The 17,626-nt window shown below is 58.2% G+C and carries 15 protein-coding genes and 4 pseudogenes; 11 read left to right on the top strand and 8 right to left on the bottom strand.

The window, feature by feature from the left end:
- Nucleotides 1-592: 592 nt before the first annotated feature.
- Nucleotides 593-756: pseudogene (locus tag B0G73_RS41305) on the top strand (IS5/IS1182 family transposase); the annotation flags it as partial.
- A 12-nt stretch (nt 757-768) separates the two neighbouring features.
- Here the strand turns inward: B0G73_RS41305 and B0G73_RS19895 are convergent.
- Nucleotides 769-1,293 (bottom strand): hypothetical protein, encoded by a 525-nt coding sequence (locus tag B0G73_RS19895; RefSeq protein ID WP_146144212.1) that lies wholly within the window; start codon nt 1,291-1,293, stop codon nt 769-771.
- Between the two features lie 181 nt (nt 1,294-1,474).
- Here B0G73_RS19895 and B0G73_RS19890 point away from each other — a divergent pair, with 181 nt between their 5' ends.
- Nucleotides 1,475-1,654: a hypothetical protein gene (locus tag B0G73_RS19890; RefSeq protein WP_146144211.1), complete on the top strand. Its 180-nt coding sequence runs from the start codon at nt 1,475-1,477 to the stop codon at nt 1,652-1,654.
- 51 nt (nt 1,655-1,705) lie between these two features.
- Here B0G73_RS19890 and B0G73_RS19885 read toward each other — a convergent pair whose 3' ends face one another.
- The 3 genes from B0G73_RS19885 to B0G73_RS19870 all read right to left on the bottom strand — a co-directional run bounded on the left by B0G73_RS19885 (nt 1,706) and on the right by B0G73_RS19870 (nt 4,252).
- Complete coding sequence (locus B0G73_RS19885) at nt 1,706-2,062, bottom strand: hypothetical protein (RefSeq protein WP_258193378.1); 357 nt, start codon at nt 2,060-2,062, stop codon at nt 1,706-1,708.
- Nucleotides 2,063-2,467: 405 nt separating this feature from the next.
- On the bottom strand, nt 2,468-3,025 hold the full coding sequence (locus B0G73_RS19880) for a GNAT family N-acetyltransferase (protein WP_219907285.1): 558 nt from the start codon (nt 3,023-3,025) through the stop codon (nt 2,468-2,470).
- A gap of 972 nt (nt 3,026-3,997) precedes the next feature.
- Nucleotides 3,998-4,252: a hypothetical protein gene (locus B0G73_RS19870; RefSeq protein ID WP_258193377.1), complete on the bottom strand. Its 255-nt coding sequence runs from the start codon at nt 4,250-4,252 to the stop codon at nt 3,998-4,000.
- Between the two features lie 118 nt (nt 4,253-4,370).
- Here B0G73_RS19870 and B0G73_RS19865 point away from each other — a divergent pair.
- The 3 genes and pseudogenes from B0G73_RS19865 to B0G73_RS19855 all read left to right on the top strand — a co-directional run.
- Nucleotides 4,371-4,937, top strand: a pseudogene (locus B0G73_RS19865) (IS5 family transposase); the annotation flags it as partial.
- A gap of 574 nt (nt 4,938-5,511) precedes the next feature.
- Entirely contained in the window at nt 5,512-6,984 is a 1,473-nt protein-coding gene (gene ltrA, locus B0G73_RS19860; RefSeq protein WP_106283017.1) for a group II intron reverse transcriptase/maturase, read from the top strand.
- Between the two features lie 111 nt (nt 6,985-7,095).
- Nucleotides 7,096-7,518 (top strand): annotated as a pseudogene (locus B0G73_RS19855) (transposase); the annotation flags it as partial.
- A 178-nt stretch (nt 7,519-7,696) separates the two neighbouring features.
- Here B0G73_RS19855 and B0G73_RS19850 read toward each other — a convergent pair.
- From B0G73_RS19850 to B0G73_RS41300, 3 genes are all read right to left on the bottom strand, one after another.
- Nucleotides 7,697-7,939, bottom strand: coding sequence for a DUF6429 family protein (locus tag B0G73_RS19850; protein WP_181196598.1), 243 nt, complete (start codon nt 7,937-7,939; stop codon nt 7,697-7,699).
- A gap of 2 nt (nt 7,940-7,941) precedes the next feature.
- Nucleotides 7,942-9,027, bottom strand: a complete 1,086-nt coding sequence (locus tag B0G73_RS19845) for an IS630 family transposase (protein WP_106282994.1) — start codon at nt 9,025-9,027, stop codon at nt 7,942-7,944.
- Between the two features lie 72 nt (nt 9,028-9,099).
- Complete coding sequence (locus B0G73_RS41300) at nt 9,100-9,330, bottom strand: hypothetical protein (protein ID WP_258193380.1); 231 nt, start codon at nt 9,328-9,330, stop codon at nt 9,100-9,102.
- A 252-nt stretch (nt 9,331-9,582) separates the two neighbouring features.
- Here B0G73_RS41300 and B0G73_RS19835 point away from each other — a divergent pair.
- The 3 genes and pseudogenes from B0G73_RS19835 (at nt 9,583) to B0G73_RS19825 (ending at nt 12,827) form a co-directional block, all read left to right on the top strand.
- Nucleotides 9,583-10,772 (top strand): annotated as a pseudogene (locus B0G73_RS19835) (acetyl-CoA C-acyltransferase).
- A gap of 298 nt (nt 10,773-11,070) precedes the next feature.
- Nucleotides 11,071-11,967, top strand: a complete 897-nt coding sequence (locus B0G73_RS19830; RefSeq protein ID WP_106282993.1) for an NAD(P)H-binding protein — start codon at nt 11,071-11,073, stop codon at nt 11,965-11,967.
- Nucleotides 11,968-12,050: 83 nt separating this feature from the next.
- Nucleotides 12,051-12,827 (top strand): SDR family NAD(P)-dependent oxidoreductase, encoded by a 777-nt coding sequence (locus B0G73_RS19825; RefSeq protein WP_106282992.1) that lies wholly within the window; start codon nt 12,051-12,053, stop codon nt 12,825-12,827.
- A 302-nt stretch (nt 12,828-13,129) separates the two neighbouring features.
- On the opposite strand, the gene B0G73_RS19820 is transcribed toward B0G73_RS19825, so the two are convergent.
- On the bottom strand, nt 13,130-14,035 hold the full coding sequence (locus B0G73_RS19820; protein WP_106282991.1) for a LysR family transcriptional regulator: 906 nt from the start codon (nt 14,033-14,035) through the stop codon (nt 13,130-13,132).
- 174 nt (nt 14,036-14,209) lie between these two features.
- Here B0G73_RS19820 and B0G73_RS19815 point away from each other — a divergent pair, with 174 nt between their 5' ends.
- The 3 genes from B0G73_RS19815 (at nt 14,210) to B0G73_RS19805 (ending at nt 17,030) form a co-directional block, all read left to right on the top strand.
- Nucleotides 14,210-15,400 (top strand): MFS transporter, encoded by a 1,191-nt coding sequence (locus tag B0G73_RS19815; RefSeq protein ID WP_106282990.1) that lies wholly within the window; start codon nt 14,210-14,212, stop codon nt 15,398-15,400.
- Nucleotides 15,397-16,395: a zinc-binding dehydrogenase gene (locus B0G73_RS19810; protein ID WP_106282989.1), complete on the top strand. Its 999-nt coding sequence runs from the start codon at nt 15,397-15,399 to the stop codon at nt 16,393-16,395. Before B0G73_RS19815 ends, B0G73_RS19810 begins: the two co-directional genes overlap by 4 nt.
- A 95-nt stretch (nt 16,396-16,490) precedes the next feature.
- On the top strand, nt 16,491-17,030 hold the full coding sequence (locus tag B0G73_RS19805) for a hypothetical protein (protein ID WP_106283016.1): 540 nt from the start codon (nt 16,491-16,493) through the stop codon (nt 17,028-17,030).
- Nucleotides 17,031-17,626 lie beyond the last annotated feature (596 nt).

The following is a 17,626-nucleotide window of genomic DNA, read 5'->3' as shown; positions in this document are numbered from 1 at the left end:
CTCGTCATAAGTCGCTCCCGCCAGCCGTCTGACAGGTAGCAAAATACTTGAGGCAACGAGCCTAGCTCGGTAACAAAAAACCTGAGTCAATGCGCTCGCCAGCGTCATGGAGGAGGCGCGCGACCTGCGGCGCGAACGTGATGCGCTGGCTCAGCAGGTCGCGTTGCTGCAAGGCCAGCTCAAGGCGTGCAGTGAACCCTCGCCAGCACGTACGATCAGACGTTCGCGTCAGGATGGCCGATAGTACGGCTCGCAATTCGGAGTGCCAATGATCGCGTGAGAACGCGATTTACAGTCTAGCGTTGACTCCTTGGCGGATTCGTCCGCGTTGCTGACAGCTTCGCAGTGTTTCACCGGTGGCACTTTTAATTCTCAGGCTGCAAGCCATTCAGTTTTAACGTGATTTCTGGATTTCCGCGCGTTGGGCCGCAGCGGTGACATTTTTAATAAGGCCTGGGAGAACGGTCTTTGGGGCGTTGTTGCATAAATCCGTCTGTTGCACGTCAGGTCGACGTTTCCGCGCAACAGACGGGATGGCACCGCAGCTAACTTCGTGTCGGAGTGCGTAGATTCTCGCCTTCTGGGCGGGAAGATGCGCAAGGACAAATGCAGGACCAGCGATCCGAGGGCGTGTACCGCGTCAGGAACTGGCCAGAATACAACGCAGGGCCGATCGAGCGAGGAAAGGTGACGATGTGGATCGACGCGGGCGTATTGACGAAGCCGGCTGCATCCGCCGCGCGCAAGCGCGGTCGGTCATGCATCTAACTACACAAACAGCTCGTTTTGAAGGACGTGCAGCGAAAGTGATTCCTGTGGAATCCACTGCCCCGCCTCAAATAGCAGCATGGCCTCTTTACGCAAATCGGGAGGCAGCCACTCTACGGTACTCCCCGCGCTCATCCGCTTGTCACCGCCGAGCAGCCTGCGCCGCCCGTTCGCCATCAGCCAGCGATAGAACGGAACCGCTATCTGGAGCGCAGGCGAGCCTTGTTCGCGCAAACCGCGGTCCAGCATTGCAGCAATGTACACACCTGTCGGGTCCAGGTCGCCGAAATACTCGGCGTAGGGCGCGCCGCTCCGGGCGAGCGCATCCCCAATAGCACGCGCGGACTTAAGGATCGTATTCCCACTGCCGTAGCCTATTGAACGATACTGCGACGCTTCCCGGTTCCACTGCAGCATGGACCAGTATGTATGGTGGTTCTCGAGAACCAGGAGAGGACCGTTTGAACCGACGAAATCCTCCCGCGCCAGCGGCGGTTCTGGATTGCACGCCCCGATCGCGGACAATGGTATTTTTCCGTACAGCAGGTCTCCCTTCACCGCGCCGTCAAAGGCCTTCTCATCCCAAAGATTTCCAGGGCACGCTCCCGGAATGGCAAGGTCACCGTGAGCTGGTCACGACGCTCAATGAGAAACTGGTTGAGGATCTTATCTGCTCCATCTCGTTGTGCTCGGCGGGCTTCCCACGGTGTATCTGCCATCGGCGACGCACGCCAATGAGAAACTGCTGTTGCTTGGCGGCTATCTGGTGCTGTCGACTGCCGTGAGCGCGCTGATTGCGTGGGGCTATGCGACGCCGCTCGATCGCTTCGTTAAACAGCAGTGGCTTCGTGCCTCGGGGCGAGTTCCGCACGGCGCTCGACCTTGATCCCGTCGCGGATTCTCATCAGCTGCACCGATTGTGACGGTCTAGCGCCACCTATCGGATGTCTTCAAATGGGCCGGTCAACGGTTGCAACAGTGGACTTGTCGGCTGCATCACTTGAACGGCGAGAAAGCCGACCGCCGTGCTGCCATGCTCGGCGAGAAACACGGCTCGATCTTCTCCCTGAAGGCTAGATAGCCAGTGCGGCTTGTCTCGAGCGAACTCTCCAGTGGCGTCTGCATATACGTCAGGACGTGCCTGATGACGGAGCGCGTTCGAGATTTGCCCCAGCTCGCAGACGGACAAAATGTCGTCGGTACTTGGGTGTCGATAGCCTATCGGCTCGGTCATCTTCGGCTCTTCATGGTGGAACAATAAAAAAGGCGCCGCAGGCGCCTTGGACGTTTGCACATGGAGTTGGACCGGTCAGGTCGGGTCCCTGCTATGGACGTAACGAACCACGGCGCAATGGTATGCGGCCATGATGAGATTGATTCAGGACGTTGCGGTGTTCCATGCGGCTCATATTGGCACATCCACTTGAATTTGTGAACCCGCCGACCTGTCAGGACGGTTAGGACGCGCTCGCGGGCACCGGAACAACCACCGCAAACCATCGATTGTCGACGTGCTACGCGCCGCTGCCGACCGACCGTTCGTGGCCGCGCTTCCTGATGCGTGGCGCATGGGACGATCCGGAGCGGTCCCTCCACTCCCCGAAGCGGCGCTTGCGGGCTCGTCAATAACGTGAGTACAGTTCCGTTCTGGAAGTGCTCTCGTCTTATGCGGCGCAGCCGCGTGTTCCGGTCACATTGGTCAGCGCGCAATTCTATAAACAATGCTTGGCGCGTCTCCAGGTACATCGTCGAGAGTTCCGAATTGAGTCAAACCCGCCTTCTCCAGAACGTTCCGAGAGGCGACATGGTTGCTCCGTACCAAGGCGAAGATCTCCTGCAAATGCGGGGTTTGAAAGCCGAGTTTGATTGCTGCGGTTGCCAACTCGGTCGCAAGCCCTCGCCCCCACGCCTCGACCCCGAGTCGATAGCCCAGATTCACCTTTACCTCATCGCCGAATGGCCTATATGAAAGGCCGCCGAACCCGACAACCTCGCTCGGCCGGGCTGCCCAGGCAATTGCCCAGGTGCCGAACCCGTTCTTGATCCAATGATCGAGCCATCGAGCCATCGTTGTCTCGGCGTCGGCGAGGGAGCGCATCGGCCCAGCCGGATTAAATTCGTTTGTGAGTGGATCACCGTAGATACGGAACAGAGCACCTACATCCGAACTGGTCGGCTGACGCAGAATCATTCTTGCGGTACCGATGTTATGCATTGAAACGATCGCATGCAGTTGGTCATACGTTGTTTCGTTCATCTGGCGCACCAGGCTAGGTATGACGACAATAGTAGCAGAACGAAAACGGATGCGACCTTCGCCCAGATAAGACTCGGATGTTGTCAACAACTAACGCAGCCCTGTCGAAGGGCCGTTGTTGGCCAATCCGCGCCCGACCACCGAACCCGGCGCCCACTCTCGCCGCGCGTGCGATGCAAGAACGCATGAGCAGGCCCCGAAGGGACATTCGCAATCCGCAAGCGGCCCCTTCAGTGGGCGGAGCCAGAGCAAGGCTATAGGAGCCGCGGGACCAGCACGAGAGCGTTTGCCAGTGCGTGAGCAAGGTAGGTACTCAAAACTGGCCGCCCAAGCCGTCGAGCCTCTGTAACGAACACGGCGGCGAGCACCGCCGCGCAAGAAGATACTAAGGGCGGCGCGATCGGTATACCCGTGCAGGCAGGTGAAAGCAATGGCTGAAGCAAGCCCAGCAAGCCACCACGGTTGACGGAGAGCTCCGCTTACCAATCGAATCGGGATCCACTGCCCAATTAACGTCTCGACGAACGGCATGGCAACGACCGTGACTAATAGCTGGAACCCGATGGAATGGTTCGCGAACGGCTTTTCATGCCCTGGCGCTGGCCCCCAAAGCCACGACCCAAGCAGAATCAGCGCTATCTGGCCAAGAAACATGACAGCCGCCCCGCCAACTACTAATCCCCACCTGGGTAACTCGACTAGGCGAAATTTCGCATCAAAGTTTATGCTAGGGCGCAATTCGATGCTCCCGTGTAGTTATGTAGATTGCAGAGAGAAGTACTGCGCCGCGCCGGCCGAATCGTCATCAATTTGAGCAAACCCTGTCGAGAGATCCCTCTAGCCGGGCTGGGCCCGATGCGGTCGCCAGTGGTCGACGCTGGCAGGACGTTCGAACTTCCGAGAACAGTCGCTCAGGTTGTCCAGACAGTGTCGCTCCAATTTAAAGGCCTCGACAATAACCGGTCAAAAGCGTCACTCATTGCTTGCTACTTGCCGGTCGCTGATCGCCTGACCGAACTTGATCAGATTGCCGTCCGGCTCAATCACATAGAATTCCGCCATGCCCCATTCCCGTTCTTCAGCAGGTTCCAATGCAGGCAACGTTGATTTCAGTTCCGCATGAAGTGCATGAATGTCATCGACGCGCACATAGCATGAGGTGTTTTCCGCAATGTGCTTTTCGTTGCAGAGCCAAAAATGAATCTCGACGTCGCCTCTTGCGGCCATACCATACGAGAAGTCTTCAATGTGGTGCGTTTTGAAACCTAGGGAAAGTCTGCAAAAGTCCTGGCGTTGAAGTCTGGTTGGCCTATCCTGGGAGAACGCGAGTTAAAGGAGTTCGTCGATGACACAGCTCGGTCTTGGTCTGGATCTTTCAACGAAACGTACGCGCAAGCGGGAATTTCTCGATGAGATGAGGCGCGTTGTGCCATGGTCAAGGTTGATTGCGTTGATCGAACCGCACTATCCGAGGGGCAAGACTGGAAGGCCACCATTTCCGGTTGCGACGATGCTGCAGATCCACTTCATGCAGCAGTGGTTTGGTCTGTCAGACCCTGCGATGGAAGAGGCGCTTTATGACGTGCCGCTGTATCGCGAGTTTGCGGGGCTGAACGAAGGTATGACGCGTTTGCCGGACGAGAGCACGATTCTGCGGTTCCGGCACCTTCTCGAAACGCACGGCCTGGCCGCGCAGATGCTCACGCTGGTCAATGAGATCCTGACCGAGAAAGGCTTGATGTTGAAGGCAGGGTCGGCGGTCGACGCGACCTTGATTTCCGCACCCAGTTCGACGAAGAACGGCTCCGGTACACGGGACCCGGAGATGCACCAGACGAAGAAGGGAAATCAATGGTACTTCGGGATGAAAGCCCACGTGCGACCTGAAAGTCGCTTGAATTTCTGTTCGACGTAACGTGATCCGTTGCGATTGAACCGGCTGTTCCATCAGCCGTTTCCTACCCAGACATGCGGAGCTGGTAACGGCTCGGTGTGAAGCTCTGGGGACAATGTAACCACCGATATTATCGGTACGCAGACCCGCGAGGGGAAGCAGAATCTGCTAGCACAAGGGCGGTGAGGAACTAGGAACGAGCGGTAACGACCAACATAAGTGAACCTCTACAAACGTCGTCATCATTGAACAAGCCAAATGTGCTGACAGGCTTGAGCCAAAATGGCACGCGGCAAGGTATGGCCTCTGTGGGCTGAGCCATCATGGACAGTATGCCGTCGGCGGATAGGAGGGGTCCGCCCCGCTCTGAAATTCTTGCGGAACAGGGTAAGCCCGTAGTGCTGCCGGCGACGGCAGGCGAACCGCAAGGAACGCTGTTGGTGCTGCGGGTAAAGGATTGCGGAAAAAGCGAACGCCCTCCTGTAATGGGACGGATACCGGCTGCACGATGGCCGGACGCGAAAGCGGGCAGACTTCCGTGTGGTCATTCATGGCGAGAGAACTTGATCAATTGTTATACGAGGGAAAGCAGATGACGGCAATCGACGATACTGCGCAAGCAGCGTCGCTCGGCGCTGGTGCACCCTCGCGCCCCACCAGGATGTGGAGTCAGGCTGATTGGCCTCGCATCAAGGACGAGGTGAAACGACTCCAGGCACGTATCGCTCAGGCAACCAAGGAAGGCAGATGGGGCAAAGTAGGTGCCTTGCAGCGTCTGCTGACCCGCTCGCATAGCGGCAAAATGCTAGCCGTGAAACGGGTGACAGAAAATCGCGGCAAGAGAACGCCGGGAGTTGACGGCAAGATTTGGCCAACTCCGGCGGCCAAATGGAAAGGGATGGAGGCGATGCAACACCACGGTTATCGTGCGTTGCCGCTTCGGCGCATCTACATCCCAAAGAGCAACGGCAAGAAGCGTCCGTTAGGAATTCCCCGCATGCTTTGCAGAGCCATGCAGGCGCTATGGAAGCTCGCGTTGGAGCCCATTGCGGAGAGCTTGGCGGATCCAAACTCGTATGGGTTTCGGCCCAAACGTTCGACCGCCGACGCCATTGAATGTTGTTTTACTACGCTGGCAAAGCGCAAGTCGCCAGAGTGGGTTTTAGAGGGAGACATCCGTGGCTGTTTCGATAATTTTAGTCACGACTGGATCCTCAAACATATACCAATGGATAAGGTGGTCTTACGGCGATGGCTTAAGGCCGGGTTTATCGACAAAGGCACCCTGTTCGCGACTGAGGCGGGAACTCCGCAAGGGGGCATCATCTCGCCCGTCATCGCAAACATGACGTTGGACGGGCTTGAGGCGGCAGTAGATGCCAGCGTAGGGCCGACGCCACGCGCGCGCCGCAAAGTCAAAGTCAACGTCAATCGGTATGCTGACGACTTCGTCGTAACCGGAGTATCGAAAGAGATTCTGGAACAAAACGTACTCCCTGCGATCAAGCAGTTCCTGATCGTTCGGGGTCTGGAACTCTCGGAAGAGAAAACTAGAGTCACTCACATCGCCGACGGGTTCGATTTCCTCGGGCAGAATGTACGCAAGTACGGCGGTAAGCTGCTCATCAAACCGGCCAACAAGAGCGCGAAGGCCCTGTTGACGAAGGTTAGGGAAATTGTGAAGCAGAACAGAAGCTCCACACAGACGAATCTTATTTTACAACTCAACCCCGTGATTCGAGGTTGGGCCATGTATCACCGTCATGTGGTTTCCAAGTCTCGCTTTACGTCGATAGATGCTCACATTTGGCGCCTCTTATGGAAATGGGCAATGCGTCGGCATCCCAATAAAGGCACGGGGTGGGTGAAGAACAGATACTTCCGGGTAGAGGGAAATCGTACTTGGGCATTTACGGCGCGGACTACAGATCGCGGCGTAATTCGGTTGTTCCGAGCCACGATGATTTCAATTGTTCGCCACGTGAAGATACGTGGGCAGGCAAATCCCTTTGATCCTGCGTGGTCGTCTTACTTTGCTCGTCGTGCAGCCGTGATCGATGATTGATTGCTCGGTCCTACTATCGGGGCTGGGGAATGGCTTGAGCCGGATGCGGGGCGACTCGCACGTCCGGTTCTTAGGGGGCGGTGGCGCAGCAATGCGCTGCCGCTACCCGACATCGGCGTGGACGCGGAGTCGGGTCTGGTCCACACCGTCATTGGTACGGCGGCCAACGTCCACGACATCATTGCGGCCGAAGCGCTGTTGCACGGCCAGGAAAAGGATGTGTACGCTGACGCCGGATATCAGGGTATTGAGAAGCGCTGTCAGGCGAACCCGGTACGCTGGCATGTAGCGATGCGACCAGGCAAGCGTCGACAACTGGACCTGAACAATCGTCTGGACGCGATATACAACCAGATTGAGCGTCTGAAGGCTGGCGTGCGCGCCAAGGTTGAACATCCGTTCCGCGTGCTCAAGCAGCAGTTTGGCTATACGAAGACGCGGTACCGGGGATTGTTGAAGAACACCGCGCAGATCACGACACTGTTTGCGCTGGGCAACCTCTGGATGGCACGCAAGGCATTACGCAAGGCGTGAAACGCTCGGAGGTAAAGGCCGTGAGTCTCGGCAAACGGAGGTCGTCATACCTGAAAAGCCAGACGAACAACCTGCCAGCAGACGCTTACGGCTGATACGCCCCAAGTGTCAAAAATCAGCGCTCTGAAAACGAGTTGTGCAGACCTTCCCTAGTGTCGTGAGTTAGAAGTTCGTTTAATTACTCGGTTTTGCCATCAGAGATGACGAAGTGTTGCTTGAAGAGGCGTTCGGCTTCTCGCAAACCCTCTTCAGTCAGGATCACGGACTTCGCCTTGTTGACGGGATCGCCAATGAAACCTCGGTCATGAAGCCGGCTGAGTGCGTCCCAATCCATGCTCTTCCATGCTCGGTTATGGTCATGCACGGTCAAGTAGAGAAGTGCCAGGACTGCGTCGTCAATAGCAGCGGTGTCGATGTTCATGTTCATCCCGATACCTTTTGGATACGCGCGCAAAACCGTTCGAGGCTCGCCAGAATTTCATCGGTCGACTTGCTCCAGACGAACGGTCGAGGATTGGCGTTATAGACGTCGAGGTAACGACGGATTGCGTCTTCGAGTTGGCGTGTCGAGCGGTGTGTGCCACGCCGTATGTACTTCTCGGTGAGCGTGGCGAACCAACGTTCGACTTGATTGAGCCAAGATGCGGAAGTCGGCGTGAAGTGAACGTGAAAGCGCGGATGGCGAGCGAACCAGGTCTTGATTGACGGCGTCTTATGCGTGCCGTAGTTATCCATTACCAGGTGCACGTCCAGTTCGGCTGGCACATTGGCGTCAATCGTGCGCAGGAACTGCAGGAATTCACTGCTGCGATGACGCCGATGCAACTCGCCAATCACCTCACCGGTGGCGATGTCCAGCGCCGCAAAGAGCGTAGTCGTGCCGTGGCGCATGTAGTCGTGCGTGCGCCGCTCGGCAATGCCGGGCGCCAGCGGCAGGAGTGGCTGCGTGCGGTCCAGCGCCTGGATCTGGCTCTTCTCGTCCACGCACAGCACCATCGCTTTGAGCGGCGGATCCACATACAGGCCAACAATGTCGCGCACCTTATCGACGAACAGCGGGTCGCTCGAGAGCTTGAACGTCTCCTGCCGATGCGGTTGCAGGCCGAATGCTCGCCAGATCCGCGACACCGCCGTCTGCGAGAGACTTGTCTCACGGGCCATTGTGCGCGTGCTCCAGTGCGTTGCGCCCGCAGGCACAGACTCGAGCGTCTTCGCAATGACCGCATCGACACGCGAGTCATCGATCGACCTGGGCGCGCCGGGGCGCGGTGCATCGAGCAGGCCATCGAGCCGATACTCAACGAAGCGCGCGCGCCACTTGCAAACGGTTTGTTGTGTGACACGCTGCTTCGCGGCGACGGTTTTATTGTCCATGCCCTCAGCACAGGCGAACACGATACGCGCTCGCAGCGCCAAGGCCTGGGCCGTCTTGCGCCGCATCGTCAACGCCTTGAGTTGTTCGCACTCCGATTCGCTCAACACGAGTTCCGCCTTGGGTCTTCCACTCATTGCCGCCTCTTCGTCTCCGTGCCGTTCACCACACGGTACTATAGGCGACGAATAATTCAATGAATTTCTAACTCACGACACTAGAACTTCGTTGAAGAATTGCAAAGTTCGTGAGATGTCGAGCGACGCGAGAACGGGGATAGCTTTGCCAAACGCCAGCTTGTTTTTCGACATGACCGCGTTCGTCCCTTCGGATGTGGATGAGCGTTGATTGTCGACGATCAGGCTAGGACCGTGCAAGGTCCGTTGTTGGCCGACAGTACGCGTTCGCACCAACACCGGAAAGCTGCCATTGAGACTCATCGCTCTCGCCCGACGGCGGTGCGACGTGCTGGTCGCGATGTTGCACGACGGCTTCGCCTCCCCGCCAAAATCCGAGCCTGATGCTTGACGAGCGACATGGCGGCACGTTATTTTCTATGATATCGCGTGCAATTACACAGATGGTTGCAGCCCCGCGCGAACGAGACGGTTCGCCGCGTTGACTTCCTGTGGCGAGCAAACCGGTTTCGACGGCGGACGTTTAACCAACTTCACATCGAGGTCTTGTCGCCCATGTTCAAGAATAGAGAGATTGTTATTTCAATGCCGGTCCGGACTCCCATCGGGAGTATCAACGGGGCCCTCAAGAGCGTTCCAGCAACAGACCTCGGCGCGACGGTCATTCGGGAAGTGGTAAGTCGCTCGAGGCTGGACCCAGCCAAAATCGACTCGGCCGTGATGGGCAACGTAATTCAGGCCGGCAACGGAATGAACCCCGCCAGGCAGGCTTCGATCAACGGCGACATTCCCACCTCATCTCCTGCGCTCACCGTCAATCGAGTATGCGGCTCGGGTGCACAAGCCATCGCATTAGCAGCCCAGGACGTCTCGCTGGAGCTGTCGGAGGTTGTCATTGCAGGGGGCATGGAGAATATGGACGGTGCTCCGTATTTGCTTCCGGAGGGACGTTGGGAACATCGGATGGGACACGCACAGGTCATCGATAGCATGTTGCGCGATGGGCTCGACGATGCGTTCACCGGGAAGCACTCAGGCTGGCATACAGAAGATCTGGTAAGCAGATCCGGTGTCAGTCGTGAGGCGCAAGACCTCTGGGCCGCAAGGTCCCAACAACGCTTTAGCGCTGCCCAGACGGCGGGTCACTTCAGCGAAGAGATAGTTGAAGTGAGCGTCGATGGCAAGAAGGCTCCCATCCGCTTCCGAGCCGACGAGCAACCGCGTCCCGAAACAAACGTTGCTACTTTGGCGAAGCTAAAGCCCGCGTTCCGAGACAATGACTCGATCACGGCAGGCAACTCCCCCCGGACTGAACAGCGGCGCATCCGCGATGATTGTGACGCATCGAGCCTTTGCTGAGTTGCAGGGCCTACCTTTAAGCGTCAGGATCGTCGCGTTCGGCATTTCCGCCGTTGAGCCAGGCCTGTTTGGCATCGCTCCGGTGCCGGCAATTCGGCGAGCTGTACAGCGCGCGGGTTGGACTCTTTCCCAAGTGGAACGATTCGAGATCAACGAAGCATTTGCTGCAGTGCCGCTCGCGGTGATGAAAAGAATTGTCCATTCCAGAGGATGTCGTCAACGTCGACGGCGGAGCTATCGCACGTGGCCATCCGATCGGAGCAACCGGGGCAGTTCTAACAACTCGTCTGCTTCACTCCATGCGTAGAGACGGAATCACCCGGGGAAATGTCACCCTTTGCATTGACGGTGGGCAAGGCATCGCGCTCGCCCTTAAGTGCATCTGAAGTTTCGTCGACAGCGGACCTGTCCGGGGCGGAGGCGAAGCGGGACTGGCTCTATTGACCGACAGTCTGCTTGGTAACAGTCTTCATCAGCAACCGCCTTTCTTGCGCTGCTGCGGGTCGCAGCGCATCGCTATCTTTCAGCGAGAAATTGGAATCAGGCATTGACATACGTGTAATTGCACACCTACAGTACCTGACCGATGCTGGCTCAATACACAGCGCACATGGCGATGAGCGCATAGGCTGCGCGCATTGTATTCATTCGGCCGTAGACACCTTCTTAGAGAGAGGAAAAATCATGACTGCGGGAATAATTCTGGTAACTGGCGCGACAGGCGAAACAGGTCGCCAGACCGTCCAACGCCTGCTTGAACAGGGCAATGCCGTTCGGGCTTTAGTTCACAATGAAGATAGCCGCGCAGAAGCACTTCGCACCATAGGCGCTGAAGTAGTTGTTGGCGATCTGCTTCAGCATGACGACGCAATCCGAGCGGCGGCCGGGGCCCGGGCGGCGTACTTCTGCTATCCCGTTCGGCCGGGAATCATTTCTGCAACGTCCTATTTTGCCGACGCAGCCAGGCGTGCAAATCTCAAGCTCATCGTGAACATGTCACAGATTTCGGCGAGAGAAAACTCAAAGAGCCATGCAGCACGCGATCACTGGATTGCCGAGCGGATCTTTGACTGGTCGGGTGTCCCCGTCACGCACCTTCGCCCCACCTTCTTCTCACAATGGCTGCTGTACCCGCACGCTCGTACAGCCATCGTGGAAAGAGGAGTCATCGATCTGCCGTATGGCAATGGCCGTCATGCGCCAGTTGCAGCCGAGGACCAGGCGCGGCTCATCGCGACAATTCTGGCGGCACCGGGCGGCCATGCGGGGAAGACCTATACCCTTCACGGGCCAGTCGAGCTTGATCAGTCCGAGATCGCTGCTGCCGTCGGTGAGGTGTTGAATCGTGAAATCAAGTATCAGCCGTCTACTATTTCTGACTACCGCGCGCGCCTGGAGAAGGCGGGCCTACCGGAATTTCTGATCCAACACTTCTGCGCTATCGCTGTTGACTATCAGGAGGGGATTTTTTCCGGCGAAGACAGGATCATTGCGGAAGTCACAGGAAAGCCGCCAATGACCGTTCAGGAATTTGCATCCGCCCATCGCGTCGAATTCGGCGCTGCCAGCACAAGTATCTAATACTCAATCGGACGTTCACAGGATGCCTTGAGATGCATCCATGATTGTGATCGTCGCACTTTTCCGTTATCAGGTGAAACAAAATGAATATAGATCTCTCCGGCAAGGTTGCCCTCGTCACAGGCTCCACGGAAGGCATTGGCCTTGCAATCGCCCAGGCGCTTCGGAACGCCGGCGCCGACGTCGTGATAAATGGGCGCACCAGACCCAAGGTGGACGCTGCTATTGCGCGGCTTGGCGGTTGCGTGAGGGGGCATGCCTCCGACCTTTCCACCGCTGAAGGTTGTCATGTCCTTATCGAAGCCGAGCCAGAACCCGACATCGTCGTAAGTAATCTCGGAATTTTTCAGCCGCTGGATTTTTTTGAAACCGACGATGCCATCTGGGAGCGGCATTGGCAGATAAACGTCATGGCTGGTATGCGCCTCGCCCGCGCATATTTGCCAAAGATGGCAGAAAAGGCATGGGGCCGCTTTGTGTTCCTCGGCTCAGAGTCCGCATTCAACATTCCGCCTGAAATGATTCACTACGGCGTGAGCAAGACGGCGGACGTGGCTCTCGCCCGCGGTCTTGCGAAGCGCATGGCGGGGACAGGCGTGACGGTGAACTCGGTCCTGCCGGGCCCGACCTTTACCGAAGGAGCGTCTGCAATGCTCAAGGACCGGATTACCGCAGGGAAGACCTTTGAAGAAGTCGGCATTGATTTCGTGAAGACACATCGTCCGACCTCTATCATTCAGCGGCCCGCAACTGTCGAGGAAGTCGCCAATATGGTGGTGTACGCGGCATCGAAGCAGTCGTCAGCGACAACGGGCGCTGCACTCAGGGTCGATGGAGGCGTCGTCGACTTCATAGTTTGATACTCCTCGCGATTGGCCGTGCGTTTCGCCGCCCCGCAGGTCTGATTGACGGCGATATGCGCGGCCTTACGGCCGGTCAACTCACTGCGCCTCCGTGAGGTCGGGGAGGGCTCCAGATATGTGTCCGGTGCTAAAGGCCACGACTCAAGCGAGAAAGCAATCCGTTCACGAAGATGTGCTATTCGACTGGCGCGAGCTTCCTCAGGGTTTCGTCCGTTCTCCATAATGCAGCCTGTTGCTCAGGCTGCGCCTAACGACCTTTGCGACCTCTGCAGCGAATCGCATTAGCCCGACCGGACAGGTCACTTGCTGGCAAGCTCCTGCGGTGCGTGCAAGGCACTCTCCTGCTCGCAATGGGGGAAATCACTGACTAACTTTTTCGCGATGTATTCCATCACGATGCGCACAGCCACATGCCGTCGGATGTCCATATGCACGACAAGGTAGACGTCACGCGATAGCTTTGCTTGCTCCATAGGCAGCGCGGTCGCCCCTCTGTCTGCCGCCGCCAAAAACCGGGGCAGCGCGGCAATCCCCAGCCCTTCACGCACCGCAGCAAGCTGACTTAGCAGATCATTGCTCCTGAATCCGATGCGACGGCCGTTAGCAAAATCGAGCAGCCAGAGCTGCTCAGGTACGTGATCCAGTGCCGAGTGATACGCAATGAATCGCCATTCTTCAGGCGGCCGGCTGACGTAGCCTGGGCGCGCATACAGCCCGTACGAAATGCTTCCAATTCTGCGTGAAACGTAGCTTGGCTCGGTAGGACGCGTCAGGCGAATCGCAATATCAGCTTCCTGTCGACTGAGCGAAATCATCGGCTGGGCGCCGAGCAGGGTCAGTTCAATCTCAGGATGTTGCAAGGTCAGTTCGGCAACACGCGGTGCGAGGAAAGCGCTCGCGAAAGCAGGCGGTGCGCTCACAGTAACTTTCGCCAACGCTCCCGCCTTGCGGCTGCGCACCGCCCTCTCCAATGCATGGGCTTGCGCCTGCATCCCGTCAGCGACGCGTGCAACGTGCCGGCCGGCATCTGTCAGTTGCCAACGTCTGCCCAGACGATCCACCAATATTTCTCCCAGCGAGTGCTCGAGCGCTGCTATATGGCGCGCCACCGTCACGTGGTCCACACGCAGCTTACGCGCCGCTCCTGACAAGGTGCCAGCCTCTGCCAGGGCGACGAAATGCCTCAGGTCATTCCAGTCGAACATTGTGCGAATTCTCACAAGTAATGTGAATTCCTTCCGGGTTCCTGGCGCGGGATATCAATGCTATTTTTGCATGTCGAGTGACATCTTATCGTGCCCGGGGCGTCGGGTGCATCGGCGCGTTGCCGTTCGCCCGCCTGATAACGGTAAGAGAGTCGTATTTTTCAAGGAACCGCGTTGATCAGGATTCTTCCCCTTTGTCTCGGTACATTTGCGCTTGGCATCGACGCCTACATCATGGCGGGCCTGCTCCCCGGCATCGCATCCAGCTTCGATGTACCTCCCGCCGTGGCTGGGCAAACGGTGACAGTTTTCACCGCGTGCTACGCAATTGCAGCGCCGGTATTCGGAACACTGACAGCAGGCAAGCCCGTACGCCGCGTGCTGGGCGCAGCGCTGATTCTTTTTACGTTGGCCAACACGCTAAGCGCAATCGCCACCAGCTTCTCACTTCTGCTGCTGTCGCGCGCGCTGGCTGGGGTTGGCGCGGGTCTCTACAGCCCTACCGCCTTTGCGACGGCTGCTAGTATGGTGTCTCAGGAACGACGCGGCCGAGCGCTTGGCCTGGTTGTGGGCGGACTAGCGCTGGGCACGGCCGTGGGCGTACCGAGCGGTCTGGTTGTCGCCGTCCACTTTGGCTGGAGAAGCGCACTATGGCTGATCGTGGTGCTGGGCGGGGTCGCACTTGCGGGCGTCATATTCCGCATGCCCGAAACCACCGCCTCGACACCGCCGTCGCTTCGCCAACGCGTTTCCGTGCTGGCCGATCCGCGTGTCGCTGCAACTATTGCTGTTTCCCTAGTCACGTCTGCCGCGTCGATAGGACTCTACACCTTTGCAGCCCCGCTGTTGCGGTCAACCAGCGGCGTCACTGACCCGCTGCCCTACCTGTGGGTGTGGAGCCTCGGCGGAGTGGCTGGCATCTACCTGTGCGGCACGCTGATCGACGCTACCGGCCGTCCAGAATCGATGATGTCGCTCGTGCTTGTTCTCATGCTCGCCGTCTTCACACTACTGGGAGCGGCGGTGGTACGTCAGCCACTCGCTCTCATCCTGTTCGGCGCGTGGGGCGCCGCTGCATGGTCTTCGCAGGCTCCCCAGCAACATCGATTGCTGTCACTGCATCCGGATAAGGGAGGCATCGTGGTCGCTTTACAGAGTTCCGCTCACTACCTCGGTAGCGCTGCAGGCGCCGCACTTGGTGGAATCGCTCTCGCCGCTGGCATGCGCCTTACTCAACTACCTTTGTTATCCACGGGCCTCATCGTACTGGCCCTGTCAGGACAACTCTGTGTTGCCGCATGGGCGAGATCGGACCTTGCGCGGGCCGCGCGAAATATTTCCCTCATTGGAAGAGATCTGTCATGAAAGCCATTCAATACCGGACGTTCGGAGGCCCGGAAGTTCTTGAATACGTCGATTTGCCGGAACCCGAGCCGCGAGCCGGCGAAGTGTTGATCCAGACCAGTGCGATCGGCGTCAACTTTCCGGATATCCGGGAGCGCCAAGGCGTTTATAACCGGGCAGAGACGCGCGTCGGCGGTGTGACGCTACCTCAGGTTGGCGGCCTGCAGGTGGTCGGCCGCGTACTGCGCACCGGTACAGAAACGGACGGTCACTTGACCGGACGCAAAGTGATGGCGTTGATGCCAAAAGGGGCATACGCGCAAACAACAGTGGCCCGCGCGGACCTGATAGTCGAACTTGACGAAGATGCAGACGACATCGCCATGGCGAGCCTGCCTTGTCAGGGGGTAACTGCGTTTCTCGCTTTGCAGGCGTGCACCGTGCTGCGGCCAGGCGAAAGTCTGCTGGTCCACGGTGCGAGCGGTGGCGTCGGCAGCCTCGCGGTTCAGATTGCAAGAGTGCTGGGTGCCGGCGCGGTAATCGGCACAGCCAGTACGGATGCCCGCCGCTCCTTCGTGCGCAGTCTTGGTGCCGACCATGCTATTGCCTACGACTCGCCGCACTGGCCGGAATCCGTCCTGAGCCTTACCGGCGGAAAGGGCGTCGATGTCATCCTGGAAACAATTGGAGGTGACGTGTTCGATCAAAACTTCGCATGCCTGGCCATGCTAGGTCGATGCGTGGTAATTGGCTCCACGCGCGGCCCCGGCGAACCGCTGGAGCCCCGCCGGTTAATGGCAAGAGCACAGACGCTGACCGGAGTCTATCTGCCTTCGTTTTTTCAGCGTCCCGATCTTGTCCAGCGTGGTCTGCGTTTCCTTAAAGACGGCGTAGATAACGGGCTGATTCGACCCAGCGTCGGGGCAACGCTTCCGCTCAGTCGCACCGCAGACGCGCACGGCATGCTCGAGCGCCGGGAAGCCCAGGGCGTCATCGTCCTCGATCCAAGATATTGAACGTTCCACCGCGGCACCGGTTTCGACAAATCGCTTCATTTGCCATCTGTTCGTTAAACGTGATGGGTGAGACATTCCTGATCTCGGGACTCTCTATGAAACAAACTTATATTGCTGCAGCTGCGCTTGCTGGCGTGTTGATCTGCACCGGCCCGTCCCACGGTGCAGAGAAGGACACATCGGCTACAAGCATTGACTCTGCGCGCCCCCTTTCCGAAACATCTCTTGAAGATGTAAAGGACCGCTTCCGCCAGTTGACGGCGGCGGCGAACCGACACGACGCTCGGGCAATCGAGCAGATGTTCTGGGACTCGCCGTCAGCGCTGCTAGTCGCGAAAAGCGTCGACGCGGCCGAGGGAAGCTGGGCGGGGTTCTGGGGCCCGGTCGCGGTTGCCCGGAAGCTTCAAGGCATATACGCTGCCGGCACACTCACCCTGTATCCTGACTGGGCGAAGGTAAGGGTCGTCGGCATCTCTTCAACAGTTGCCCAGACCTATGCCCCGATGAAAATTGCCGTTAACTACGGTGGTCAGGATCCATCTCCGCGTCCGTTCATCATGATCATCGAATGGCTGAACGTGGACAGCCAGTGGAGAATCGCGTCGGAGATCATACTGCCAGTGCCCGCCCTCTGACCGGTTCCCTATACCTGTACGCAGACCTGCGGTGCTACGACGGCTGGAACAAAAAAAGACAAGTGGTAAGGAAAGACCTCGACGGCTGAGAACGCGAGCGATCGGCCCGACACGGCGACGCGACAACGCGCGGAGAAAGCTGCGGCAGACACGAACGATTTCGTCAGGCTACCGATCCAGTGTGTGCCGGCAAGGCGGACCCGTTTGATCCGGAAACCGTTGCGAATGCTCGTCGAGAACAGCCACATTCAACGCGGCGGCCCCGCATTGAACGCCCAACGCTCGCCGTGCATGGGCGTGGCGTCACACCCTCGCAGTCGGTCGTGAACGGCCTTGCACGCAGGAAAACAGCTACATCCCTGTCGCCGGGACTGCCCGGTCAGACCCGAGCGGCAAGAGCGCTGCCGAAGCCCTGCGTGTCATAAACTGACAAGTTGGGCTCCGGTGCGTGAGACCGGCACAGTAGACCTGCGATTCCCACTCTGCATGCCGATCTCTGGCCCGAAAAAAGGTAGACGGCAACTCAACATTCAATCTGTTGCAATCACTCCTTCCGCTACCCTGCCCCTTCCTCCCCGATGCCATCAGTGTCTTTC

Origin of the sequence: Paraburkholderia sp. BL25I1N1, assembly GCF_003002025.1 — a bacterium.
Classification (GTDB): domain Bacteria; phylum Pseudomonadota; class Gammaproteobacteria; order Burkholderiales; family Burkholderiaceae; genus Paraburkholderia.
This window is presented reverse-complemented; position numbering and strand designations above follow the sequence as displayed.

What these genes read in the sequence shown, in the direction of transcription:
- B0G73_RS19880 (WP_219907285.1), bottom strand. Translation starts at nt 3,025, where the DNA reads ATGAACGAAACAACGTATGACCAACTGCATGCGATCGTTTCAATGCAT.
- B0G73_RS19870 (WP_258193377.1), bottom strand. Translation starts at nt 4,252, where the DNA reads ATGGCCGCAAGAGGCGACGTCGAGATTCATTTTTGGCTCTGCAACGAA.
- ltrA (WP_106283017.1), top strand. Translation starts at nt 5,512, where the DNA reads ATGACGGCAATCGACGATACTGCGCAAGCAGCGTCGCTCGGCGCTGGT.
- B0G73_RS19850 (WP_181196598.1), bottom strand. Translation starts at nt 7,939, where the DNA reads ATGAACATCGACACCGCTGCTATTGACGACGCAGTCCTGGCACTTCTC.
- B0G73_RS19845 (WP_106282994.1), bottom strand. Translation starts at nt 9,027, where the DNA reads ATGAGTGGAAGACCCAAGGCGGAACTCGTGTTGAGCGAATCGGAGTGC.
- B0G73_RS41300 (WP_258193380.1), bottom strand. Translation starts at nt 9,330, where the DNA reads ATGAGTCTCAATGGCAGCTTTCCGGTGTTGGTGCGAACGCGTACTGTC.
- B0G73_RS19830 (WP_106282993.1), top strand. Translation starts at nt 11,071, where the DNA reads ATGACTGCGGGAATAATTCTGGTAACTGGCGCGACAGGCGAAACAGGT.
- B0G73_RS19825 (WP_106282992.1), top strand. Translation starts at nt 12,051, where the DNA reads ATGAATATAGATCTCTCCGGCAAGGTTGCCCTCGTCACAGGCTCCACG.
- B0G73_RS19820 (WP_106282991.1), bottom strand. Translation starts at nt 14,035, where the DNA reads ATGTTCGACTGGAATGACCTGAGGCATTTCGTCGCCCTGGCAGAGGCT.
- B0G73_RS19810 (WP_106282989.1), top strand. Translation starts at nt 15,397, where the DNA reads ATGAAAGCCATTCAATACCGGACGTTCGGAGGCCCGGAAGTTCTTGAA.
- B0G73_RS19805 (WP_106283016.1), top strand. Translation starts at nt 16,491, where the DNA reads ATGAAACAAACTTATATTGCTGCAGCTGCGCTTGCTGGCGTGTTGATC.